The following is a 21,232-nucleotide window of genomic DNA, read 5'->3' as shown; positions in this document are numbered from 1 at the left end:
TATCCGAATTTGGATGGATTTACAAAAATCGAGGCCGCGTATCATAGCCAATTTCGATAAAACTGTACCAGCGCCGTGGCAAGGTCCGGCTGAGCGGCCTGTGCCGCGCTCCAGCGGCGGGCATGCTGGTCGAGCTCGTTCCAGTGCTCCAGCACCTGTTGCCAGGCCTGGCCCATGTCGCGATCCATGTTCCAGGCGCGCCACAACTCGACGATGGCCGTCTTGGCTGAAGGCGACAGCCCTGCGACGTAGTGATCTAGGAACGCTTCGAGCTTTTCCCAGTGGGCGTACTCTTCCTGCACATAAATATGCCAGAGCAGCGGCCGCCCCGCCCATTGCGCGCGAATAAACGAATCCTCGCCGCGCACGGCATTGAAATCGCAGCACCACAACAGCTGGTCGTATTCATCCTGACTGACGAAAGGCAGGATCTGCACCGTCAGCGCGCCGCGCGTGGCCACGCTGCCCACCTGCAGGGTGCCCTCGCCCAGCCAGGCCTGTACATCTCCAAGAATACGACCCTCGGGCACCAACAGATGGTTGGCACGACTGTCGGCAGCCAGGGCATCGAGCCAGCTGGCCAGGCCCGAATTTTCGTACGCGAACAGCGAAATCAGGCGAGCATCGCCGACCGGAGCGACGCCCAGCCCCTGGAGAAACGCTGCTCGTGCAGCCGGAGCCTGCTCGAACGCCTCACGCCGCGCCAGCAAGCTCGCCTCACGCAACAGGCCTCCGGTCCTGGACGTAAAGCCCGGGAAGAAAAACACCTTGCGCAAGCCATTGGGCTGGGGTGATGGCAAGCCATGGCAGCCTTCGACCCAGTCTTCTGCACTCAGGTATTCAAGGTTCAGCCATAACGGAGCGCGGGGACGGTCGAGCATGGCCTGTACATAGGCGGCCGGCAGCTGACAGGCGAAGGCACCGATTACAACGTCCGCCACGGACGTTTCCTGCCACTCAGGCAGCCAGTGGCAAACTTCAACCCCTTGTTGCCATTGATGCGCAGCGCCGGGCACGGCCTGGGGGCAGATACGTTCGAAGGCCGTCAGGTCATCCACCCACAGGCGCACTTCGACATCCTGCTCGGCCACCAGTTGCCGGGCCAGGCGCCAGGTCACGCCGATGTCGCCATAGTTGTCTATGACACAACAGAAGATGTCCCAATGCGCTTTCATCGCGGGCCCCTTGGCAAAAGCGCCGATTGTCCGGGTAAATCATCGCAGACAAAAGCCTGGCAGGAAAAAAACCTGTTGGCCGTGCGAGAATGGCCGACCGTGTCCTGGCCAGGAGGCCGTCATGCCCCGTCCTCGCGAATTGAAGATCACCCTCAAGCCTGTGCAATTGATTCTGTGTGTGGCCCTGGGCCTGTGGCTGGGCGCCCTCGCCATTGCCCTGAGCCTGTGGCTGGCATGGCGCCTTCTGCCTGAAACCGCGCAGCCCCTGACCCAGCAGGTCGTACCGCCAACCGAGGCTCCGGCAAGCGTCACACCGGAAGTTGACCAGCAAACCCGGATGTTCGAGCAGTACAAACGGATACTGCGCAATCAGGAAGTGCAACAGGCCGAGGATCAGGCCCAAAGCAGTATGCGCAACCTGTCCAACCCCAAGTGCCAGTTCTGGCTGCAGCAAAACCGTAACGCGCCGACCGAAAAGAGCCGCGCCCTTGTCCTGGAATTCTGTAACTGACGCCATCATGAACAAAGCCGAACTGCTCACCCGCATCATCGAGACCTTGAGCCTGGACCTGGACGTGGTTCAACGGGCGGCGCAGACCGCCTATGAAACGGCCACCGCCGAAGAGAACATTGCCGAGAACAAGTACGACACCCTGGGCCTGGAGGCCTCCTACCTGGCGACCGGGCAAGCCCGGCGCATGGAAGAGATCCGCCAGGCACGAGCCGCCTACCTGCAGTTGGTGCTGCGTGACTACGACTCGTCATGCGGTATCCAGGTCAGTAACCTGGTTACACTGGAGGCCGACAATGGCAGTTGCCAGCGCTTGTTTCTCGGACCAGAAGCTGCGGGAATGAAGATTGGCCAGGGGGCCGAAGTGGTGACAGTGATCACTCCGCGCTCGCCTCTGGGCCAAGGCTTGATTGGCAAAGGAGTTGATGAAGAAGTCAGCCTGGTGCTGGGGGGCAGGCAGCAGCATTTTTGGGTGGTTGGGGTCTGCTGATCGCGGGGAAGGTCCGCGCCTACCGATTGAGGCTTGCGTCGAACTTCTGTGCCAGGCCCTGGGCTGCAAACTGCTCGAGGACGAAATCCACGAAGGCTCGCGTCTTGCCCGGTAGCAGCTTGTGCTCTGCGTAGTAGAGCGAGATGTTACCGTCATCCACATACCAGTCCGGCAGTACCCGCACCAGGCTTGCCGCCTCAAGGTAGGGCACCGCGAACGGCATGCTCACCAGTGCCACGCCCAACCCCTGCTGCGCAGCCGCGCAGGCAGCCTCCGAGTCACTCATGGTCATGCGCACCCGAATGTTCAACGGGCTTTGTTCCTGCTGCTGATTGGTCAATGGCCAGGAACGTACCCGCCCGGTCTGCGGTGAACGTATGAGGATGCCGTCCAATGCCTGCAAATCGCCGGGCTGCCTGATCGGCGAGTGGCGCTCGATGAACGCCGGGGCCGCCACCAGAATCCGGTGTGCCGGGGTCAACTTGCGCGCCACCACCCCCTGGGGCAGATCAAAGCCGCCACCGATCGCGGCATCAAAACCCTGGCCGATCAGGTCGACCTGACGATTATCGAAGTGCCAGTCCGGGCTGATGGCCGGATAGCGCTGCAGAAATTCGCCCAACAGCGGCACGATGTACAAACGCCCGAACACCGTGCCCATGCTTACCTTCAAGGTGCCGGTCGGCTGCCCCTCAGCGCTGGCCAGGTTGGCCACCGCATACTGGATGGTCTGCAGGCTCCCCGCCACCTCCCCCAGAAACCGCTGGCCGGCTTCGGTCAGGGTCAAGCGTCGGGTGCTGCGCTGGAACAGGCGCACGCCCAGGTTCGCCTCCAGGCGTGCGACGTTCTTGCCCACCGCCGCCGGCGTCAGGCTCAAGCGGCGGGCAGCCTCGGCGAAGCTGCCCACTTCTGCACTGCGCACAAAGCATTCGAGACTGCTGAAGGTTTCCAAGGCGACAATTCCATACTTGTGGTTTACACAGACTATAGCGATTACCGGCTATTCAGAGGGTAATACGGCGCCGATACTGGGCGTCATCCAAGGCATTCGGCCTTGTTCTTTCGGGAGCACAGCATGTCGACCCAAATTCGCCTCAACGGCAAAGTGGCCCTGGTCCAGGGCGGTTCACGCGGTATCGGCGCCGCAATCGTCAAACGCCTGGCCGCCGAAGGCGCCCGTGTCGCCTTTACCTACGCCCACGCCACCGAACAGGCCCAGGCGCTGCAACAAAGCATCATTGCCAACGGTGGCAAAGCCCTCGCCATCCAGGCTGACAGCGCCGATGCCAGCGCCGTGCAGCAAGCCGTGCAAACCACGGTGGATACGTTTGGCAGGCTGGACATCCTGGTCAACAACGCCGGTGTACTGGCCGTTGCGCCCTTGCTGGAGTTCGACCTGAACGACTTCGACCGCACCCTTGCGGTCAACGTGCGCAGTGTCTTCGTTGCCACGCAGGCCGCGGCCCGGCATATGGGCCAGGGCGGACGCATCATCAACATCGGCAGTACCAACGCCGAACGCATGCCCTTTGCCGGTGGCGGCCCCTACGCCATGAGCAAGTCGGCGCTGGTCGGCCTGACCCGCGGCCTGGCAAGGGACCTCGGCCCATTGGGCATCACCATCAACAATGTGCAACCCGGCCCGGTGGATACCGAGATGAATCCGGCCAAGGGCGAGTTCGCTGAAAGCCTGATGGGCTACATGGCAGTGGGGCGATACGGCGAAGTCGAAGAAATCGCCAGCTTCGTTGCTTACCTGGCCAGTCCCGATGCGGCTTATATCACCGGTGCCAGCCTGACCATCGATGGCGGCTTCGCTGCCTGATGCAGTCAACCTCCTTGCTTGGCGTCCAGGCTTTGTTCAATCATCTGAACAAACGCCCTGGCGGCCGGAGTAGGGTTTTTCGACCAGATCACATAGAGGTGGCGCCGCGGTGCATCGCGTACGGCTGCAATGGCCACCTCCCTGAACGACTCGGCAATACGCGCCGGCACCAACCCCACTGCCAGCTTGCGCTGGACGAATTTCTCGACCAGGCGAACATTGGTCACCTCGAACTGCACTCGATGGCCCAAGCCGGCAGCAGCGAACGCCTCGTCGGTCTGGCGACGGGCGCCCGTTCCCGCCGGAAAATCCACAAGCGGCTGGTTTTCCAGGTGCGCCAACGACAAGCCCTCGACCACCACCAGTGGATGATCCAGGGCCAATACCGCCACCAACTCCTCTTCGGCCACAAGACGGTACTCGACGCCTTCAAGGCGCTCCCCCGGCCACACACCGATGAACCCCACATCCAGTCGCCGCTCGCGTACGTCAGCAATCAGCAGTTCGCTCTTGGCCATCAGCCAGCGGATATCCACTCGTGGATACTGGCGATGAAAACCGGCCAGCAAGTCGACCAGGTCCAGTTCGGTCAGCGAGGTAATCTCGCCGATGGACAACTGCCCACGCACCTCGCCACAGGCGGCAGCCACGTCTTCGGCAATTCGCCGGGTGGCCTCCAGTGCGGGCCGGGCGCTCTGCACGAATGCCTCGCCCGCTGGAGTCAGGCGTACCCGCCGCGAGCTACGCTCGAACAGGCTGACACCAAGGGTTTCCTCCAGCCGGGCGATCTGGTGACTGAGGGCCGACTGCACGACGTGGCAACGCTCTGCGGCGCGGGTGAAGCTGCCGGTATCCACGACTGCGAGGGCATATTCGATTTGCTTGAGGTTCATGGATCAATCTATTTTCAAGATGGATAGAATGAAAACGATACATTGGCGTCATGCTAGCGTATTTCCGATACTGTCACTTCCTAACTGCCACTGATCGAGACGGTCCATGACCACCTCCACCTCCCCCTTGAGCCGCGGCCTGATCCTGCTGATGGCGACTGCCACCGGCCTCGCCGTAGCCAGCAACTACTACGCCCAGCCGCTATTGCACAGCATTGCCGAGCATTTCGGCCTGACCACTGCCAGTGCCGGGGCCATCGTCATTGCCGCCCAGTTGAGTTATGGCGCCGGCTTGTTGCTGCTGGCGCCTTTGGGCGACCTGTTCGAGCAACGCCGACTGATTGTCAGCATGATTGGCATCAGCACGCTGGGGCTGTTGATAAGTGCCTTCTCGCCAAGCCTTTTCTGGCTGTTGCTGGGCACGACGCTGACCGGTCTGTTCTCGGTGGTGGCCCAGGTGCTGGTGCCCATGGCTGCCGGCCTGAGTGACCCGAGCCAACGGGGCCGAGTGGTTGGAACCTTGATGAGCGGGCTGTTGCTGGGCATTCTCCTGGCGCGCACCGCCGCCGGCTTCATGGCCGAGCTCGGCGGCTGGCGCAGCATTTACCTGCTCGCCGCCGCATTGATGGCAGTGTGTGCCATTGCGTTGTATCGCGCGCTGCCTGAGCGGCACCAGCATGCCGGGCTCAACTACCCGGCACTGATCGGTTCTGTGTTTCGCCTGTTCGTCGATGAGCCAGTGCTACGCCTGCGCTCGCTGCTCGGCTTGCTGGCCTTCAGCCTGTTCGCCCTGTTCTGGACTCCCCTGGCCTTTCTCCTGGCGGCCGAGCCCTATCACTATTCCGACGCGGTCATCGGCCTGTTCGGCCTGGCGGGTGCTGCCGGTGCGCTCTCGGCCAACTGGGCCGGCCGGCTGGCCGACCGCGGCAAGGGGCCGTTGGGGACGACGGTCGGGCTGCTGGCGTTGCTGCTGTCCTGGATCCCCCTGGGTTTTGCCCAGACATCACTGGTGGCCCTGTTGATCGGCGTGCTGTTGCTGGACCTGGCCGTGCAACTGGTGCATGTGAGCAACCAGAATGCGGTGATCGCCCTGCGTCCGGAAGCGCGCAACCGCCTCAACGCCGGCGACATCACCTGCTACTTCATAGGCGGAGCGCTGGGGTCGTTGCTCGGCACCCAACTGTTCCAGGCCCATGGCTGGAATGCCATTGTGATTGCCGGCCTTGTCATCGGCAGCTTGGCCTTGCTGGTCTGGAGCCTGGCCGAACGCCAGCGCAATCTGGGCGCGCGCACGGCGTGAGCGGCACCGCTCAGGCGACCCTCCGTCGCCTGAGCATTGACTTGTAGCCGCCCCGAGCGCTGAGTAGGGATTGGTCAACAGCCCCTTCAAATCGGATGACACAATGACAAGACTCACGGTCCAGTCCGGCGATTTCTTGCAAGGTGAGGGCGAATTTCGCAATGGATCGCTCACACTCAAGACCTGCCGCAGCCCCAACCCCGGGGAAAAAATCGCCCTTACCCGTATCCGCGACCTTATCGTTGCCAATCAGGAGTCCAGTCGCCGCCTGGGCAGCGCCTTGGGTTGGGGCGTGGCGGGGGCGCTGGTGGCAGGCCCCGTCGGCCTGATTGCCGGCCTCTGGCTGGGCGGCAAGGAAGAGGAGGTGACCTTCCTCGCTACCTTCAAGGATGGTCGCAAGCTGATGGCCATCACCGACGGCAAGACCTGGTCGAAAATCAACGGCCAGTGGCGCCGGCAAGTGTTGCCCGCCACCAACCGCTGAATCGCCCTGCGCCTGGTTCGTCATTGATACCAAGCACTGCGCAAACAGGGGCACCGCGACCCGGTCACCCCTGCTAAGATGCCCGCCCGCCTGCCTGGCGCAATGCCGGCAAGCCTGACTCCCCATCCGTTCTTCGAATTCACCCCGGACCGCATCGAGGCATAACGGTGCGCCTGCTGCATGCCATCAAGGAGCCTTCTGCATGTCCCTGCCCCGCCCTCACCTGTCCTTGAGCCTGCTCGGTTTGAGCCTGGCCCTGCCCGCCTCGCACAGTTTGGCGCAGGACAGCATCACACTGGCCCCCGTGAAGGTGTCCGAGGTGTACAGCGACGGCTATCAGGTTGATGACGCGTCGGTGGCAGGTTTTGCGCCAGCCCCCTTGCTGGAGACGCCCGCGTCGGTTGCCGTGTTCAGCCAACAGTTGATCGTCGATCGCCAGGTGCGAACACTCAGCGAACTCCTGCAAAGCGACGCCTCGGTGGGCGAAAGCTACGCGCCGATCGGCTACTACGAGAACTTCAACGTGCGCGGCTTCGAGCTCAATGCCGCCATCAGCTACAAGATCAACGGGCAGACCATCGCGGGCGAGCAGAGCGTTGCGCTGGAAAACAAGCAGCAGGTGGAATTGCTCAAGGGCTTGTCCGGCTTGCAAAGTGGCGTCGCCGAACCAGGCGGCCTGATCAACTACGTCACCAAGCGCCCTGAAGACGTACGCTCGGTGACGGTGTCGAGCAACGAGCAAGGTGAGCGCTACATCGCCACCGACCTGGGTGGCTGGTTCGGCAGCGAGCGTCAGTTCGGCCTGCGCGCCAACCTTGCCCATGAAGACATTCGCTCCTATGTCGATCATGCCGACGGCAAGCGCGACTTTGCTGCCCTGGCCTTCGACTGGCAGATCAACCCCGACGCGCTGCTGCAACTGGATGCCGAGTACCAGCACCGTGAGCAGCGGTCGGTGCCGGGTTATCAATTACTCGGCGGCAACAGCCTGCCCCATGACATCGATCCTCACGACCGTCTGGCCTACCAGCAATGGGCCAACCCTGTGAGCATCGACTCGCGGAACCTGGGCGGGCGCTTCGAGTACCGCTTCAACGACAGCTGGACCGGCACCCTGAGTGCCTCGCACAGCAAGGTGGTGATCGACGACTACAGCGCTTTTGCCTGGGGTTCCAGCGAAGGTGCGTACTTCAGCAGCGCGGGTGACTATGACATCTACGACTACCGCAGCCCCGACGATACCCGCCGCACCGATGAAGCACAGGCAGCACTCAATGGCCGATTTGACGCACTGGGCCTGGGCCACGAACTGACCGTAGGGGCCAGCGCCCAGCGTCGTACCCTGGATCAGCGCCCGTATTTCAACGAATGGATCGGCAGCGGCAATATCTACCAGCAGACACCGATACTCGAACCGTCCGACAAAACAGTGGGCCATAGCACCCGCCGCCTGGACAGCCGCCAGTACGGGGGGTTTGCCAGCGACCGGATCAGTTTCAACGAACAGTGGCAAACAGTCCTGGGCGCACGCCTGGTGCGACTGGATGAAAAGACCTTTGCTGAAGACGGCACCCCCGGCCGGCACACCCGCGACTATCAACTACTGCCCAACGCCGCATTGATCTACAAGCCGCGTGCGGATATCTCCCTGTACACCAGCTACAGCAAGGGGATCTCCACGGGCGGTACCGCACCGTGGTTTTCCACCAACGCTGCCGAGATACTCGCCCCGACCCTGTCCCACCAACTGGAGGTCGGCATCAAGCGCGACTGGCAGCGCATGAGCCTGAGTGCGGCACTGTTCCAGCTGCGCCAGGCTTATCAATATTCACAGCCGGACGGCGCAGGCAACTTCACCTACGTGCAACAGGGGCAACAGAAAAACATCGGCCTGGAGCTGGGCGCCAGCGGCTGGTTGACCGAGCGCCTGCAGATCAACGCCAGCGCTGCGGCCATCCGCGCGCGGGTGAAAAACACTGGCACCGCCGACTTCGAAGATCACCAGGCGATCAACGTGCCCAACTTCCGCGCCACCTTGCAGGCCGACTACAACCTGCCGATCCCGGGCCTGGCTGTGCTGGGCGGGGCCCGCTACAGCGCCAGCAAATACGCCAATCAGGCCGGAACGGTAGAAGTGGGCAGCTATGCGGTATTTGATTTGGGCAGTCGCTACAGCACGCGGATCGGTGGCTACGACACCGTGGTACGCCTGATGGTGGATAACCTGTTCGACAAGCGCTACTGGCGGGACGCCGGGGAATACCTGGGCGATGGCTACCTGTTCCAGGGCGCGCCGAGGACGGCACGGCTGTCGGCGTCCGTAAACTTCTAACAACGCCGAGACAACGGCTACCGGTTGCAATCCAGCGCCTGTAGCCGCTGGCGCTAGCCTGCGATCGGCCGTGATTCCGTGCAAGACACAAGACAATGGCTTCTAGATGGAGCCTGAATGCAAAAAGCCCCTGGTCTTTTCAGACCAGGGGCTTTTCTAAAAGTGGCGGTGAAGAAGGGATTCGAACCCTTGATACAGTTTCCTGTATACACACTTTCCAGGCGTGCTCCTTCAACCGCTCGGACACTTCACCGGGTATCGTCAGGCCGTTCAGCCCGTCGAGGTGCGCTAATGTAGTCGAAAGCGATCCGCTTGGCAAAGGTTTTTTTCAGAATATTCATGCGCTTAAGCCAGATAACGAAAACAACCGAGGCAGATGGCATAGCTGCCAATCTCTGGCGTGCTTCGGCAGGCCCCACCTTGACCCTCCCGCTGGCCAAGGCAAAGTGGCAGCAACGCTGACCGGCCAGTCAGTCACAGCGCTTTACCTCGCTGCCCGGCCTGAGTAACGTCTGCTCCACTCCCCTTTTAGGAACCCTGTCATGAGTGAGCTGATTTCCTACCACCTCGAAGACGGCATTGCGACCCTGACCCTCAGCAACGGCAAGGTCAACGCCATCTCGCCTGACGTCATTGCCGCCTTCAACGGCGCCCTGGACCAGGCTGTGCAAGATCGCGCGGTGGTGATTATCACCGGTCAGCCCGGAATTCTCTCCGGCGGCTATGACCTCAAGGTAATGACCGCCGGCCCCAAGGAAGCCGTCAGCCTGGTGACTGCAGGCTCGACCCTGGCCCGGCGCATGCTCTCGCACCCCTTCCCGATCATCGTCGCCTGCCCAGGCCATGCCGTGGCCAAAGGGGCGTTCCTGCTGCTGTCGGCCGACTATCGCATCGGCGTCGAAGGCCCGTTCAGCATCGGCTTGAACGAAGTGCAGATCGGCATGACCATGCACCATGCCGGTATCGAGCTTGCCCGTGACCGCCTGCGTCGCTCCGCGTTCCACCGCTCGGTCATCAACGCCGAAATGTTCGACCCGAACAGCGCCGTGGATGCCGGCTTCCTCGACAAGGTGGTGCCTGCCGAGCAACTGCAGGAAGCAGCCCTGAGCGCTGCGCGCCAGTTGAAGAAGATCAACATGAACGCGCACAAGCACACCAAACTCAAGGTGCGCAAAGCCCTGCTCGACAGTCTCGACGACGCGATCATCCGTGACCAGGAACACATGGGGTAATCCCCCCTACCAAGGCCTGATTGCATAAAGTTACGTAATCAGGCCGTTACGACCTCATTGAGCGTTTGCCCGCGCAAGTGCACACCCGTACACTGCGCCGCGTTTGCCTGGTGTGAGTCGTAAAATGCTTTTTCTTGTACGCATGCTCCTGTTGGGGCTGCACTTTGTTGTCATCGGAATTGTCGGTGTGCTGATCGGCCTGTGCCGGCCATTCAACCCGGACAACAGCCGTATCTATGCGCGCCTGTACGGGCTGCCCGCCACCTGGCTGATGCACCTCGATGTCAAGGCCGAGGTCGGCCCGCTGTTCGACCAACCGCCTGGCTGTGTGATCGTTGCCAACCACCAATCCAACCATGACCTGTTCGTGCTCGGCCACGTGGTGCCGCCGCGCACCGTGTGCATCGGGAAGAAAAGCCTGAAATGGATTCCACTGTTCGGCCAGTTGTTCTGGCTGGGCGGCAACGTGCTGATTGACCGCGGCAACGCCTACCAGGCTCGCCGCGCCATGCAGACCACCACGCGCACCTTGTGTGATAAACACACCTCTATCTGGGTATTCCCCGAAGGCACCCGCAACGCCGGCGATCAGTTGATCCCGTTCAAGAAGGGCGCCTTCCACATGGCCGTTGAGGCCGGTGTACCAATCGTGCCTGTATGCGTCAGCCGCTACGCCCGGCGCCTGAGCCTCAACAGCTGGCGCCGCAGCAAAGTCATTATCCGCTCCCTGCCCCCCATTGCCACCAGCGGCCTGACCCAAGAGGACGTGCCTGCCCTGGCCGAGCAATGCCGGATTCAGATGCAGCGCTGCATCGACCTGATGGAGACTGAATTGCAACAAGCCTGAGTGGTTGCTCAATCCTGTGTGTCAGACCAAGCTACTGGCACGAAAATCAGAAGAAGCGAACCACCATGGGACGAGTCGTTGCGGCGGCGGTGTACAGCGCCGGCAGAAAGGTCACCAACATCAGCCTTGATGAAGGCAGCCAGTGGGCCAGTAAACCTGGGCACTTCGTCTGGATCGGGCTGGAAGAGCCCGATGCCCAGGAACTGGCAAACCTGCAATGCCAGTTCAACCTGCATGAACTGGCAATCGAGGACGCGCTGGAGAAACACAGCCGGCCCAAGCTCGAGACCTTCGGCGACGCGCTGTTCATTGTCACCTACTCGCCCGTGCGCCACGAAGGCAAGCTGGAGTTCATCGAAACCCACATCTTCGCTGGCAACGGCTACATCATCACCTGCCGCAATGGCCACTCCAAGTCCTACGCCCTGGTGCGCCAACGCTGCGAAGCGCGTCCGCTGCTGCTCGAACATGGCGAGGATTTCGTGCTCTACGCCCTGCTCGACTTCGTCACCGAGAACTATCAACCGATCGGCGAAGCCATCCACGGCGAAATCGAAGAGCTGGAACAAAGCGTACTGAGCAACTCGCTCCAGGAAGAAGACATCCGCCGCCTGCACAGCCTGCGCCGCGACATCCTGCGCCTGCGCCGGTATGTAGCGCCTATGGTAGAGGTCAGCGAAGAACTGCAGCGCCTGACCTTCCCCTTCATCGACAAGAACATGCGCCCGTACTTTCGAGATGTGCAGATTCACGTCACCCGGCAGATGGAAGACCTGGCCGGGATCCGTGATATCGCCAGCCAGACCATCGAGATCGGCATGCTGCTGGAATCGTCACGCCAGAGTATCGTGCAACGCAAGTTCGCCGCCTGGGCGGCGATCCTGGCATTTCCCACCGCAGTGGCGGGCATCTACGGGATGAACTTTCAGAACATGCCGGAACTGAGCTGGCACTACGGCTATTTCGCCGTGCTGGGCGGGATCGCCGTGGGCTGCACGGCGTTGTTCGCAAGCTTCAAACGGTCCGGCTGGTTGTAGCGAACAGCCTCAGGCCGAAGTGCCGTGGGGCTTGTGGGCAACGAATCGCATCATCCATTCGGCGACCGTGCTGCCCTGGTGCTCGTGCGCCAGGCTGTCGATACCTTTGCGATAAATCTCCTGGCCGAGGTTGTCCTGACGCAGCTCAAGCAAAGCACGCGAATAGTCGTGGATAAACTCCGGGTGGCCCTGGAAGCACAGCACTTGATCGCCGATGTGATAAGCAGCATTCGGGCAGAAATCGCTGGATGCAATCACCGTGGCGTTTTCCGGCAGGCGGGTCACTTGGTCCTGGTGGCTGATCAACAGGGTCAATTCTTCGACTTGCGGGCTCATCCAGGGTGCCTTGGCGTTCATCACATAGCGATGGGTACCCACCCCCCAGCCCTGGGTGGCACGTTCGCTCTTGCCGCCCAGCAGCAGCGCCAGCAACTGATGACCGAAACAAACGCCCAGCAACTTGTCGCCGTGCTGGTAGCGAGCGAGCAGGAACGTTTTGAGCTTTTCGATCCAGGGATCATCACCGAACGAGTCGGCCTTGCTGCCCGTCACCAGGTAGGCATCAAATACCTGGTCGTCTTCCGGGTATTCGCCGTTCAACACGTTATAGACGCGAAACTCTGCGGCGATCGGCTGGCGGGTGAACAGTTGCTCGAACATCCGTCCGTAGCCCTGATACTGATCGACCAGCTCGGGTCGCAGGACGTCGGTTTCCAGGATGCAGATGCGTAACGACATAGATTTAGTCCTGAACGACAAAAGGCGGGATTGCCCCCTAGAGCCTGCCCCGAATAAGGCCTGCAAGCAAGTAGGATGCACTGACGAACGGTCACCTGTAGTGGGTCCAGGCGCTGAATGCTCGCAAGCGTCTAGCAAGGGGAAATGTTGCTGGATGGCACTTGGCCTCATAGCCAAAAAACACTGTAATGAATAGAAACATACGAAAGCGTTCTAAAACATAACTGACGTTGACCCTAAGGTTAGTTGTATACCCATTAGCAAAGGTTCGCGTCTGGACGTCAAACCGCGTTACCCGTTTGCCGGATCGACGACAAGGAAGCCACTGGGCACTCAGGAATAACAACAAGAAGGCGGTCAGCCATGTTCAAACAACCCAAAGTACGTCAAGCCGGGCTCATTCTCTTCGCCACGACATTGCTGTTGATTGTGCCGAACCTGTCACGCCTGTTCGGCTGACCTCTCTATGGCCATATGCGATGGCGCGCAGGTACTCTGCCAGCCCTGATGGTTGGAGTCTGCCCATGCGCCGCTGCCTCACCCTGCTGCTGACCCTGCTCTGCCTGCCGCTACAGGCGGCGCAGTTGACCTTGGACCTGGGCACTGCCAGCCGTCAGTGGCAAAGTGCCGAGCTGCTCGCGCACCCCCAGGCGCGGGATATCGAGATTCCCGACGATGTGTCCTACAAGAAAACCATGCGCTACCGCGCCATACCCCTTGCGGTACTGCTTGAAGGCATAGCTCCCGACGATCACCTGCAAGCGGTGGCCGAGGACGGCTTTGCCGCCGAGATGCCCGCCGCACCTTTGCTCGAAAAAGGGCCCGCACGCGCCTGGCTGGCCATTGAGGACCCAGCACACCCTTGGCCCCCATTGGGTCGGAACAAACCCAGTGCCGGCCCGTTCTACCTGGTCTGGACTCAACCACAGGCTGGGCGTATCAGTCCGGAACAGTGGCCCTTCCAGGTTGCCAGCATTCGCCGCCTGGCAGCGGCGGCCGAACGCTTCCCCGCATTGCGGCCCGCTGCGGATCTGGCCAGCGGCGATCCAATCATTCTGGGGTTCGCCCTGTTCCAGAAGAACTGCCTGGCCTGCCATCGCCTCAATGGCGCCGGCGATGCGCAGTTCGGTCCCGACCTCAACGTGCCGCACAACCCTACCGAGTACTTCCAACCGACCTTCCTTCGCCGCTACATCCGCGACCCGCAGAGCCTGCGCCAGTGGCCGCAAGCCAGAATGCCCGGCTTCAGCAATGCGGTGCTCAGCGACCAGGAACTGGATGCACTGCTGGTCTATCTTGCACACATGGCCACCCGCAAGACCCCCTGACGCCTATTGCTGCTGAGCGGTAAAGGCAGGGGTTACCAACACCTTGGCATGCATCTGCTCGAAGCCTCCGCCGCGCCGCATGCCGCGCACCGGGCAGGCATCCAGATAATCCAGGCCCACCGCAAGTTTCAGGTGACGCTCGGGGCGGTCCAGCTGGTTCGTCACATCGAAGCTGTACCAGGCGTCGTCGAGCCAGGCCTCGGCCCAGGCATGACTGGCCATCTGCTGGCTGTCACTGTCGAACAGGTAGCCCGAAACGTAGCGCGCCGGTACACCCAGGCTGCGCACGCAGGCGAGGAAAGCATGAGTATGGTCCTGGCACACACCGGAACCGGCGGCGAACGCCTGGGCTGCACTGGTATCTACCGCCGTGCTGCCTGGGCGATACGCCATGCGCTGGTTCAACGCATTCATCAATTCGATCAGCGCCGAGCGGTCCCTGCGCTTGCGGCATTGCTGGCTGGCAAAGGCGCGCAAGGCTTCATCTGCTTCGGTCAAACGGGTAAAGCGCAGGAACGGCAACGGTGATTGTGCTTCATGCTCGGCTTCGCGGCTCTGGTCGATTTCCACCAGGCCGCGGGCACCGATGATCAGGTCCGAGTGCGGTTCGTCCAGGCTCAAGACGTGGAGGATATTGCCGAACGGGTCCAGCTGTGCCCGCACCGGGCGCGGCAGGTCCAACTGCCAGACGAGTACCTGCTGGCGCTCGCTGTCGTGGGGCGTCAGGCGCAGGTACTGGATACTGGCCCGAACCTGGTCCTCGTAGTGATAGGCAGTTTCATGGCTAATGGTCAGTCTCATACGGCCTCCAGGTACGCGCTGTGAATGGCATTGCCCAACTGGCGCACCAGCGGGATGTAATGGGTCAGCCAGGGGTGCAGGCCTTCGGCAAGGATCTCGTCGATGCCGGTGTAGCGCAGCCGCGCATCGACTTCGGCTGCCAGGCGCTGCGCCGCACGACCATTGCTGCCCGGCAGGCTGGCCAGGATCAGGTCGATCTCTTCAGTGCAGGCACGCAGCGAGCGCGGTACGTCGGCGCGCAGCAACAACAGTTCGGCCACATGCCGTGCCGCGGGGGCGTCGCGATAGATCTCGGTGTAAGCCTCGAATGAGGACAGCGCTCGCAACAAGGCACTCCACTGGTAATAACCCCGGGCGGAGCTGTCGCTGACCGCCTCGGCCTCCTCGCCAAGCATCTCGTAGCGGGCGTCCAGCAGGCGCAGGGTGTTGTCGGCACGCTCGATAAACGTGCCCAGGCGGATGAAACGGAATGCATCATTGCGCATGATCGTGCCGTAGGTGGCACCGCGAAACAGGTGGGAACGCTCCTTGATCCATTCGCAGAAGCGGCTCATGCCATAACGACCCAGGCCTTGCTCGGCAATGCCGCGAATCTCGAGCCAGGTGGCGTTTATGTTTTCCCACATGTCGGCGGTGATTCGCCCACGCACCGCATGGGCACAGGCGCGGGCCGCCCCCAGGCAGCTGTAGATGCTGGCCGGGTTGTCCGGGTCCAGGGCGAAGAAATCCAGCAGGCGTTCGGCGTGCAGCTGGCCATGGCGCTCCAGGTAGTCGTCCAGGGTACCGGTGATCAACAGCGGCATGGCCACTTCGTCCAGCCCATCGCCCCGGCCGTCCTGGGGCATCAGCGACAGCGAATAACTGACATCGAGCATCCGCGCGAGGTTTTCCGCCCGCTCCAGGTAACGCGACATCCAGTACAAATCAGAGGCAGTTCTACTCAACATGACTTAATCCTCGACCACCCAGGTGTCCTTGGTTCCGCCGCCCTGGGAGGAGTTGACCACCAGCGAACCTTCACGCAACGCCACCCGGGTCAGGCCGCCGGGCACCACACGGGTTTCCCGCCCACTGAGCACGAAGGGACGCAGGTCGATGTGACGCGGCGCAATACCGTTTTCCACGAAGGTCGGGCAGGTCGACAACGACAGCGTCGGCTGGGCGATATAGGCCGCGGGCCGGGCCTTGATTCGTGCGGCAAAGGCTTCAATTTCAGCACGGGTCGATGCAGGCCCCACCAGCATGCCGTAGCCGCCCGAGCCCTGGGTTTCCTTGACCACCAGCTCCGGCAGGTGCGCCAGCACGTGCGACAGTTCTTCGGGCTTGCGACACTGCCAGGTCGGCACGTTCTTGAGAATGGGCTCTTCGTCCAGATAGAAGCGGATCATGTCGGTGACGTAGGGGTAGATCGACTTGTCGTCGGCTACCCCGGTACCGATGGCATTGGCCAGCACCACATTGCCGCAACGATAGGCCGAGAGCAGCCCTGGCACCCCAAGCATCGACTCGGGATTGAAGGCCAGCGGATCAAGGAAGGCATCGTCCAGGCGCCGGTAGATCACATCCACCGCCTTGGGACCGTCGGTGGTGCGCATGAATACCCGCTCGTCACGCACGAACAGATCCGCCCCCTCGACCAGTTCGACGCCCATCTCCCGGGCCAGGAAGGCATGTTCAAAAAATGCACTGTTGAAACGCCCGGGGGTGAGTACCACCACGCTTGGGTTATCCAGAGGGCTGGCGCTTTTGAGGGTGTCGAGCAGCAGGTTGGGATAGTGGTCGATCGGCGCAATGCGCTGGGCCGCGAACAATTCGGGGAACAGCCGCATCATCATCTTGCGGTCTTCCAGCATGTAGCTCACGCCACTGGGAGTACGCAGGTTGTCTTCGAGCACGTAGTAGCTGCCGTCGCCATCGCGCACCAGGTCGACCCCGGAGATATGCGCATAGATATCGCGGTGCAGGTCCAGCCCCTGCATTGCCAACTGGTATTGCTCGTTGGCCAGCACTTGTTCGGCGGGAATGATTCCGGCGCGGATGATCCGCTGGCCGTGGTAGAGGTCGGCCAGGAACAGGTTGAGCGCCTTGACCCGCTGTATACAGCCACGCTCCACCACCCGCCACTCACTGGCCGGGATGCTACGGGGAATAGTGTCGAAGGGGATCAGGCGCTCGGTGCCCTGCTCGTCGCCGTAGAGGGTGAACGTGATGCCGGCGCGGTGAAACAGCAGGTCGGCTTCGCGCCGACGTTGCGCCAGCAGTTCAGGCGGGGTATCGGCCAACCAGCGGGCGAATTCCCGGTAGTGCGGACGGACGTGGCCGTCTGCGCTGTACATCTCGTCATAAAAGGTGCGGATCATGCCGAACTCCTTGTCACCCGTGCACCTGAGCTATCGCAAGCCCCGTGCCAGCGGCATAATTCCTTGGATTTCAATAGGTTGTATTTGAAACGCAAAGCGGTTGCACCAAGTCTGTGCAACCGCTTCGCTTTCGTTGCATCCAACGCTTCATTGCGAAGCGTTGTTCAGGCCAGCGGGCGTTCCTGTTTCACGCCCCAGCCTTCGATCTCCCCACCCAACGGCGCAATCACCGCTTCGAAGTCCTGCTCGAATTCGTCAATACCGCCATAGGTGGCATACATCACTTTGCTCAACTCCAGGTGCCAGGCACCGTCATCGCGTTCGCGCACCTGTGCGCTGAGCGACTCCCCGCGAAACTGTCCTGCTGCCCGTCGTGCCCGTGCCTCATCGGGAAATACCGCATAAAACTCGATGGGATGAATCTGGGCGAAGTTGAAGCCGCCCTCTTTCATCTGTCGCAATACGGTGCTGCTGATGTCCTCGTATTGGCTGCTCATGAATCGTCCTCCTCACTACCGATGGATAGACTTTCAGTGCAAAACGCACCTGCCCGCCACACAAGCCGTGCGGGGGCAATTCGAGCTGATGCATGACGTGGATCGGCAAGCCCAGGCTGTTGCAAATAACGGCCCGACCTTGATTGCAGCGTAGCGTCAAGTTGACATATGTGCCAGAAAACAGCCGGTTCAGGGCTTTTCCGTGATCGCGGTGATCTCCACACCGCTCTGCTCTTTGAGCCATTTGGCGGTGGGTGCAGTAGCACGGTCCTGGAAATCATTGAGATCCAGTTCGTCCATGACTGGAAAGAGGTGGGAACGAATCAGCCGCGCGGCCTCTTCGACACTGGGCTGTTGCTCACAGGTGACGGGCAGCGAGGTACGCTCGCCTTTTTGATCAACAAACGTAATTTCCCACGCTTTCATTGGATTCTCCTCAGTACGGACACTCAGGGTGAATCGGCTTACCTTCCGTTGACCCGCAGCACGGGTGAATGTTCAGCCGCTGCGCGTCATCGGCAAAAAAAAGAGGCCCGGGGGCCTCTTTTTTCAGTACAGCACTCGCACTTACTCAGGCGTGCCGTGAACGACACCTGCGGTGTTGTCCAGCAGGCTCTTGGTGGCGGTCTGGATGAACGACTCAAGCTTGTGGGTCAGGTCCTTCTGGTCCGGGCTTTCGATCAGCTCGGCCTTGAAGTTGGCGCCCAGCTCGTAGCGGTACATGCGCGGCGACATGTCCTTGGACTCGATCAGAATACGATCGCCCTTGACCAGGCCGACAACCTGCTCGCTGCCCGAAGGCTTGATCATGCCGAAGCCCTCATCGCCAGCCGGCAGGTTGAGCAGGTCACGGCCCCAGCACTGGTGACGGGTTTCGCCGCCCAGGCGGCCCATGATGGTCGGCACGATGTCGATCTGGGTGCCCACGGCGTGGTTCACCGCACCGAACTTCTCCTGAATGCCGGGGGCAATCAGCAGCAGCGGTACGTTGAAACGCCCCAGGTCCAGCTCGGTCACTTGCTGGTGGTTGCCAAAGCCATGGTCACCAACGATAACGAACAGGGTTTCGTTGAAGTACGGCTCTTTGCGCGCCTTCTCGAAGAACTGGCCCAGGGCCCAGTCGGAGTAGCGCATGGCGGTCAGGTGCTGATCAAGGCGGCCCTGGCCGGTCACAGGTTCTACCGGCAGATCCTTGGGCAGCGCGTATGGCGTGTGGTTGGACAGGGTTTGCAACAGCGCATAGAACGGCTTCTTGCCATAGTTCTTGGCCAGCTCTTCGGCGCCTCGGTCAAACATGTCCTGGTCGGACACACCCCAGGTCGGGTCGGAGAACACCGGGTTGACGAAGTCATTGCGGCCGATGAAGGTGGTCATGCCCTGGTTGCCGAAGAAGCCCGACTGGTTATCCCAGGCAAAGTCGCCGTTGTAGACATAGACATCGTCGTAATCACGGGCGCTGAGCAAGGCCGGCAGGCCGGACAACTTGTGGCCGCCTTCGGGGGTCTGCATCAGGTACTCGAAACCTGGCAGGTTCGGGTAGCAGGCCATGGTGGCGAACATGCCCTGGTGGGTATGGGTACCGTTGGAGAAGAAGCGGTCGAAAAGCAGGCCTTCCTTCGCCAGTTTGTCAAAGTACGGGGTGATGTTGTTCGGGCTGCCCAATGCGCCCACCGAGTGGCCGGCGAAGCTCTCCATCAGGATCACCACGACGTTCTTGATCGGCAGGGTATTGTTGGCCGGCGGAGTGAAGTCACGGCGCACGGCGGCGCTGTCGGCATCGACCAGCTTGTCGTTGTCGGTCAGCAGCATGTCGCGCACGGTCTGGGTGGCCAGGCCTTGCTCGATGGTCGACTTCCAGATGTTGGCACGGTCTTCACCGAACCGGCTCTTGGCCGCATCGATCAAGGTCAAAGTGCCGTTGAGACCCAGCTGGTTGACGAAGTTCGAATCGGTGGTGAAGGCATCGCCCCAACGCATGGGCGGGCCTTGGCGCAGGGTGCCGCGGGCAGCGATGACCGCGACCAGCAGGATCATGAAGAACACCACGCCGCGCACATACCAGGGCGCCACGCTGCGGCTACCGGCCACTTTGCTTTCATAGGCGCCGTGCGGACGGGTCAGGCGGTCGATGCCCTTGAACACAAGGCTCAGCAGCCAGGTACCGATAATCCATGCCAACAGGTAGCGCACCACCGGGAAGCCGTACCAGAGCATGCTCAGGACGGTCTTGGGATCTTCCTTCACGTACTGGAATACCAGGCCGTTGAGACGCTGGTGAAACTCGCGGTAGAAGTCCAGCTCCATCAGGCCCAGGAACATCACGATGCTCGAGGCGATGGTCAACCATGCGCGGAACAGGCCACGGGCGGCCATGGCGCGGGCACTGAGGATGGCCAGCAGCAGCGGGATGCTCAGGTACACCACGACCCGCAGGTCGAAACGCAAACCATTGAGGAAGCCCTCGGCGACGGTGGACATCGGCGTGTCGCCAATCATGTCGCTGTTGTAGATCAGCAGTGCCAGGCGTACCAGGCTGAGCATCAGCATGATCGCCAGGCCGCACAGCAGCGTGTAGGCCAGGTGCGATTTTAGCGTTGGTTGCAGCGGGCGCGACGCAGCCCGCTGGTCACTCAAGGCGTCCGTGTTAGCCATCGATTGGAAGATCCCTAGGATTGATTCAAGAAGGCGAAAAAACGAATCGGCAAATGTGCACTAAACCCGAGGGCAATGCACGGCCATTCGGCGAATGGATAATTGCGCGCGCGGATTTTCCATAATCGAATGTGAAAATTTCGTTGTCCTGCCTGCCGCTGGCGTTACCGATGATGACAAGTCCGCGGTGTGCGGTATCTTTACCTATTACTCCGGCAACCGGCTTCCTGTCATGTATTACCGCTACCTGCCCAGCCCGCTCGGCCCGCTGTTACTGGCGGCAGATGAACATGGACTGCACCTGGTCCACATGGACGCCGCGCAGCCTTGGGAACTGCCAACCCAATGGCAGCTTGCGGGCAATCAACTGGATGAGGTGGCGCGTCAGCTGGATGAATACTTTGCCGGCACACGGGAGCAGTTCCAGGTCGATCTGGCACCCCAGGGCACAGCGTTTCAGCGCGAGGTCTGGGCTGCCCTGCAACGCATTCCCTACGGTACGACCTGCAGCTACGGCGACCTGGCGCAGCAGATCAAGCGCCCGCGGGCCGTTCGTGCAGTCGGTACCGCCAACGGTGCCAACCCGATCTCGATCATCGTGCCGTGTCACCGGGTGATCGGCAGCAACGGGACGTTGACGGGGTATGCCGGGGGTGTCGAGCGCAAGCAACTATTGCTGGAGCTCGAAGGGGCATGGTTGATTTGAAGAACAGGAGTCGCGAGACAAGCC

Annotated in this window: 21 protein-coding genes and 1 tRNA gene; 11 read left to right on the top strand and 11 right to left on the bottom strand. The window is 61.4% G+C overall.

Annotation, left to right across the window (positions count from 1 at the left end; all coding sequences use genetic code 11):
* Nucleotides 1–41: 41 nt before the first annotated feature.
* The gene (gene earP / locus ABVN19_RS03535) at nucleotides 42–1,175 is read right to left on the bottom strand and encodes an elongation factor P maturation arginine rhamnosyltransferase EarP (protein WP_105641750.1); all 1,134 of its coding nucleotides are present in this window, start codon (nucleotides 1,173–1,175) and stop codon (nucleotides 42–44) included.
* A gap of 121 nt (nucleotides 1,176–1,296) precedes the next feature.
* Here earP and ABVN19_RS03530 point away from each other — a divergent pair, with 121 nt between their 5' ends.
* Both ABVN19_RS03530 and ABVN19_RS03525 read left to right on the top strand, forming a co-directional pair.
* Nucleotides 1,297–1,686 (top strand): hypothetical protein, encoded by a 390-nt coding sequence (locus tag ABVN19_RS03530; protein ID WP_105641749.1) that lies wholly within the window; start codon nucleotides 1,297–1,299, stop codon nucleotides 1,684–1,686.
* 7 nt (nucleotides 1,687–1,693) lie between these two features.
* Nucleotides 1,694–2,176: an elongation factor GreAB gene (locus ABVN19_RS03525; RefSeq protein WP_028943734.1), complete on the top strand. Its 483-nt coding sequence runs from the start codon at nucleotides 1,694–1,696 to the stop codon at nucleotides 2,174–2,176.
* A gap of 19 nt (nucleotides 2,177–2,195) precedes the next feature.
* Here the strand turns inward: ABVN19_RS03525 and ABVN19_RS03520 are convergent, their stop codons facing one another.
* Nucleotides 2,196–3,128 (bottom strand): LysR family transcriptional regulator, encoded by a 933-nt coding sequence (locus ABVN19_RS03520; RefSeq protein WP_028943733.1) that lies wholly within the window; start codon nucleotides 3,126–3,128, stop codon nucleotides 2,196–2,198.
* 123 nt (nucleotides 3,129–3,251) lie between these two features.
* Here ABVN19_RS03520 and ABVN19_RS03515 point away from each other — a divergent pair, with 123 nt between their 5' ends.
* Entirely contained in the window at nucleotides 3,252–4,001 is a 750-nt protein-coding gene (locus tag ABVN19_RS03515) for a 3-oxoacyl-ACP reductase family protein (RefSeq protein ID WP_028943732.1), read from the top strand.
* A 5-nt stretch (nucleotides 4,002–4,006) separates the two neighbouring features.
* Here ABVN19_RS03515 and ABVN19_RS03510 read toward each other — a convergent pair whose 3' ends face one another.
* On the bottom strand, nucleotides 4,007–4,894 hold the full coding sequence (locus ABVN19_RS03510) for a LysR family transcriptional regulator (RefSeq protein WP_028943731.1): 888 nt from the start codon (nucleotides 4,892–4,894) through the stop codon (nucleotides 4,007–4,009).
* Between the two features lie 106 nt (nucleotides 4,895–5,000).
* Between ABVN19_RS03510 and ABVN19_RS03505 the strand changes: the two genes are divergently transcribed.
* From ABVN19_RS03505 to ABVN19_RS03495, 3 genes are all read left to right on the top strand, one after another.
* Nucleotides 5,001–6,194 carry an MFS transporter gene (locus tag ABVN19_RS03505; RefSeq protein WP_353632788.1) on the top strand — a complete coding sequence of 398 codons (1,194 nt, stop codon included), beginning with the start codon at nucleotides 5,001–5,003 and terminating at the stop codon, nucleotides 6,192–6,194.
* Between the two features lie 103 nt (nucleotides 6,195–6,297).
* Nucleotides 6,298–6,678, top strand: a complete 381-nt coding sequence (locus ABVN19_RS03500) for a hypothetical protein (RefSeq protein ID WP_028943729.1) — start codon at nucleotides 6,298–6,300, stop codon at nucleotides 6,676–6,678.
* 202 nt (nucleotides 6,679–6,880) lie between these two features.
* Complete coding sequence (locus ABVN19_RS03495; RefSeq protein ID WP_105641748.1) at nucleotides 6,881–9,010, top strand: TonB-dependent siderophore receptor; 2,130 nt, start codon at nucleotides 6,881–6,883, stop codon at nucleotides 9,008–9,010.
* A gap of 163 nt (nucleotides 9,011–9,173) precedes the next feature.
* Here ABVN19_RS03495 and ABVN19_RS03490 read toward each other — a convergent pair.
* Nucleotides 9,174–9,263 (bottom strand) — tRNA-Ser (locus tag ABVN19_RS03490).
* 289 nt (nucleotides 9,264–9,552) lie between these two features.
* On the opposite strand from ABVN19_RS03490, the gene ABVN19_RS03485 reads away from it, so the two are divergent.
* The 3 genes from ABVN19_RS03485 to ABVN19_RS03475 all read left to right on the top strand — a co-directional run bounded on the left by ABVN19_RS03485 (nucleotide 9,553) and on the right by ABVN19_RS03475 (nucleotide 12,126).
* Nucleotides 9,553–10,242 (top strand): crotonase/enoyl-CoA hydratase family protein, encoded by a 690-nt coding sequence (locus tag ABVN19_RS03485; protein WP_028943727.1) that lies wholly within the window; start codon nucleotides 9,553–9,555, stop codon nucleotides 10,240–10,242.
* 124 nt (nucleotides 10,243–10,366) lie between these two features.
* Entirely contained in the window at nucleotides 10,367–11,089 is a 723-nt protein-coding gene (locus ABVN19_RS03480) for a 1-acylglycerol-3-phosphate O-acyltransferase (protein WP_028943726.1), read from the top strand.
* A gap of 65 nt (nucleotides 11,090–11,154) precedes the next feature.
* Nucleotides 11,155–12,126, top strand: a complete 972-nt coding sequence (locus ABVN19_RS03475; RefSeq protein WP_028943725.1) for a magnesium and cobalt transport protein CorA — start codon at nucleotides 11,155–11,157, stop codon at nucleotides 12,124–12,126.
* 9 nt (nucleotides 12,127–12,135) lie between these two features.
* Here the strand turns inward: ABVN19_RS03475 and ABVN19_RS03470 are convergent, their stop codons facing one another.
* Nucleotides 12,136–12,864 (bottom strand): amidotransferase, encoded by a 729-nt coding sequence (locus ABVN19_RS03470; protein WP_028943724.1) that lies wholly within the window; start codon nucleotides 12,862–12,864, stop codon nucleotides 12,136–12,138.
* 524 nt (nucleotides 12,865–13,388) lie between these two features.
* Here ABVN19_RS03470 and ABVN19_RS03465 point away from each other — a divergent pair.
* Complete coding sequence (locus ABVN19_RS03465; RefSeq protein WP_105641747.1) at nucleotides 13,389–14,192, top strand: cytochrome c; 804 nt, start codon at nucleotides 13,389–13,391, stop codon at nucleotides 14,190–14,192.
* Nucleotides 14,193–14,195: 3 nt separating this feature from the next.
* Here ABVN19_RS03465 and ABVN19_RS03460 read toward each other — a convergent pair whose 3' ends face one another.
* The 6 genes from ABVN19_RS03460 to ABVN19_RS03435 form a co-directional block, all read right to left on the bottom strand.
* Entirely contained in the window at nucleotides 14,196–14,993 is a 798-nt protein-coding gene (locus ABVN19_RS03460; protein ID WP_028943722.1) for a transglutaminase family protein, read from the bottom strand.
* The gene (locus ABVN19_RS03455; protein ID WP_028943721.1) at nucleotides 14,990–15,940 is read right to left on the bottom strand and encodes an alpha-E domain-containing protein; all 951 of its coding nucleotides are present in this window, start codon (nucleotides 15,938–15,940) and stop codon (nucleotides 14,990–14,992) included. The genes ABVN19_RS03460 and ABVN19_RS03455 overlap by 4 nt, the downstream gene beginning before the upstream one ends.
* Nucleotides 15,941–15,943: 3 nt before the next feature.
* The gene (locus tag ABVN19_RS03450) at nucleotides 15,944–17,353 is read right to left on the bottom strand and encodes a circularly permuted type 2 ATP-grasp protein (RefSeq protein ID WP_028943720.1); all 1,410 of its coding nucleotides are present in this window, start codon (nucleotides 17,351–17,353) and stop codon (nucleotides 15,944–15,946) included.
* A 164-nt stretch (nucleotides 17,354–17,517) separates the two neighbouring features.
* Nucleotides 17,518–17,850 (bottom strand): ribonuclease E inhibitor RraB, encoded by a 333-nt coding sequence (locus tag ABVN19_RS03445; protein WP_028943719.1) that lies wholly within the window; start codon nucleotides 17,848–17,850, stop codon nucleotides 17,518–17,520.
* Between the two features lie 189 nt (nucleotides 17,851–18,039).
* Entirely contained in the window at nucleotides 18,040–18,276 is a 237-nt protein-coding gene (locus ABVN19_RS03440; protein ID WP_028943718.1) for a hypothetical protein, read from the bottom strand.
* 141 nt (nucleotides 18,277–18,417) lie between these two features.
* Nucleotides 18,418–20,502 carry an LTA synthase family protein gene (locus ABVN19_RS03435; protein WP_028943717.1) on the bottom strand — a complete coding sequence of 695 codons (2,085 nt, stop codon included), beginning with the start codon at nucleotides 20,500–20,502 and terminating at the stop codon, nucleotides 18,418–18,420.
* Between the two features lie 232 nt (nucleotides 20,503–20,734).
* Here ABVN19_RS03435 and ABVN19_RS03430 point away from each other — a divergent pair, with 232 nt between their 5' ends.
* On the top strand, nucleotides 20,735–21,208 hold the full coding sequence (locus ABVN19_RS03430; RefSeq protein WP_028943716.1) for a methylated-DNA--[protein]-cysteine S-methyltransferase: 474 nt from the start codon (nucleotides 20,735–20,737) through the stop codon (nucleotides 21,206–21,208).
* Nucleotides 21,209–21,232: the final 24 nt, after the last annotated feature.

The sequence above is a fragment of the Pseudomonas vranovensis genome, assembly GCF_040438935.1.
Taxonomy (GTDB): domain Bacteria; phylum Pseudomonadota; class Gammaproteobacteria; order Pseudomonadales; family Pseudomonadaceae; genus Aquipseudomonas; species Aquipseudomonas vranovensis.
Note: the sequence above shows the minus strand (reverse complement) of the source record. Positions and strands in the feature narration are given on the sequence as shown.

What these genes read in the sequence shown, in the direction of transcription:
- ABVN19_RS03500 (WP_028943729.1), top strand. Translation starts at nt 6,298, where the DNA reads ATGACAAGACTCACGGTCCAGTCCGGCGATTTCTTGCAAGGTGAGGGC.
- ABVN19_RS03530 (WP_105641749.1), top strand. Translation starts at nt 1,297, where the DNA reads ATGCCCCGTCCTCGCGAATTGAAGATCACCCTCAAGCCTGTGCAATTG.
- ABVN19_RS03475 (WP_028943725.1), top strand. Translation starts at nt 11,155, where the DNA reads ATGGGACGAGTCGTTGCGGCGGCGGTGTACAGCGCCGGCAGAAAGGTC.
- ABVN19_RS03465 (WP_105641747.1), top strand. Translation starts at nt 13,389, where the DNA reads ATGCGCCGCTGCCTCACCCTGCTGCTGACCCTGCTCTGCCTGCCGCTA.
- ABVN19_RS03460 (WP_028943722.1), bottom strand. Translation starts at nt 14,993, where the DNA reads ATGAGACTGACCATTAGCCATGAAACTGCCTATCACTACGAGGACCAG.
- ABVN19_RS03480 (WP_028943726.1), top strand. Translation starts at nt 10,367, where the DNA reads ATGCTTTTTCTTGTACGCATGCTCCTGTTGGGGCTGCACTTTGTTGTC.
- ABVN19_RS03495 (WP_105641748.1), top strand. Translation starts at nt 6,881, where the DNA reads ATGTCCCTGCCCCGCCCTCACCTGTCCTTGAGCCTGCTCGGTTTGAGC.
- ABVN19_RS03445 (WP_028943719.1), bottom strand. Translation starts at nt 17,850, where the DNA reads ATGAGCAGCCAATACGAGGACATCAGCAGCACCGTATTGCGACAGATG.
- ABVN19_RS03455 (WP_028943721.1), bottom strand. Translation starts at nt 15,940, where the DNA reads ATGTTGAGTAGAACTGCCTCTGATTTGTACTGGATGTCGCGTTACCTG.
- ABVN19_RS03430 (WP_028943716.1), top strand. Translation starts at nt 20,735, where the DNA reads ATGTATTACCGCTACCTGCCCAGCCCGCTCGGCCCGCTGTTACTGGCG.
- ABVN19_RS03525 (WP_028943734.1), top strand. Translation starts at nt 1,694, where the DNA reads ATGAACAAAGCCGAACTGCTCACCCGCATCATCGAGACCTTGAGCCTG.
- ABVN19_RS03470 (WP_028943724.1), bottom strand. Translation starts at nt 12,864, where the DNA reads ATGTCGTTACGCATCTGCATCCTGGAAACCGACGTCCTGCGACCCGAG.
- ABVN19_RS03435 (WP_028943717.1), bottom strand. Translation starts at nt 20,502, where the DNA reads ATGGCTAACACGGACGCCTTGAGTGACCAGCGGGCTGCGTCGCGCCCG.
- earP (WP_105641750.1), bottom strand. Translation starts at nt 1,175, where the DNA reads ATGAAAGCGCATTGGGACATCTTCTGTTGTGTCATAGACAACTATGGC.
- ABVN19_RS03505 (WP_353632788.1), top strand. Translation starts at nt 5,001, where the DNA reads ATGACCACCTCCACCTCCCCCTTGAGCCGCGGCCTGATCCTGCTGATG.
- ABVN19_RS03440 (WP_028943718.1), bottom strand. Translation starts at nt 18,276, where the DNA reads ATGAAAGCGTGGGAAATTACGTTTGTTGATCAAAAAGGCGAGCGTACC.
- ABVN19_RS03450 (WP_028943720.1), bottom strand. Translation starts at nt 17,353, where the DNA reads ATGATCCGCACCTTTTATGACGAGATGTACAGCGCAGACGGCCACGTC.
- ABVN19_RS03485 (WP_028943727.1), top strand. Translation starts at nt 9,553, where the DNA reads ATGAGTGAGCTGATTTCCTACCACCTCGAAGACGGCATTGCGACCCTG.
- ABVN19_RS03515 (WP_028943732.1), top strand. Translation starts at nt 3,252, where the DNA reads ATGTCGACCCAAATTCGCCTCAACGGCAAAGTGGCCCTGGTCCAGGGC.
- ABVN19_RS03510 (WP_028943731.1), bottom strand. Translation starts at nt 4,894, where the DNA reads ATGAACCTCAAGCAAATCGAATATGCCCTCGCAGTCGTGGATACCGGC.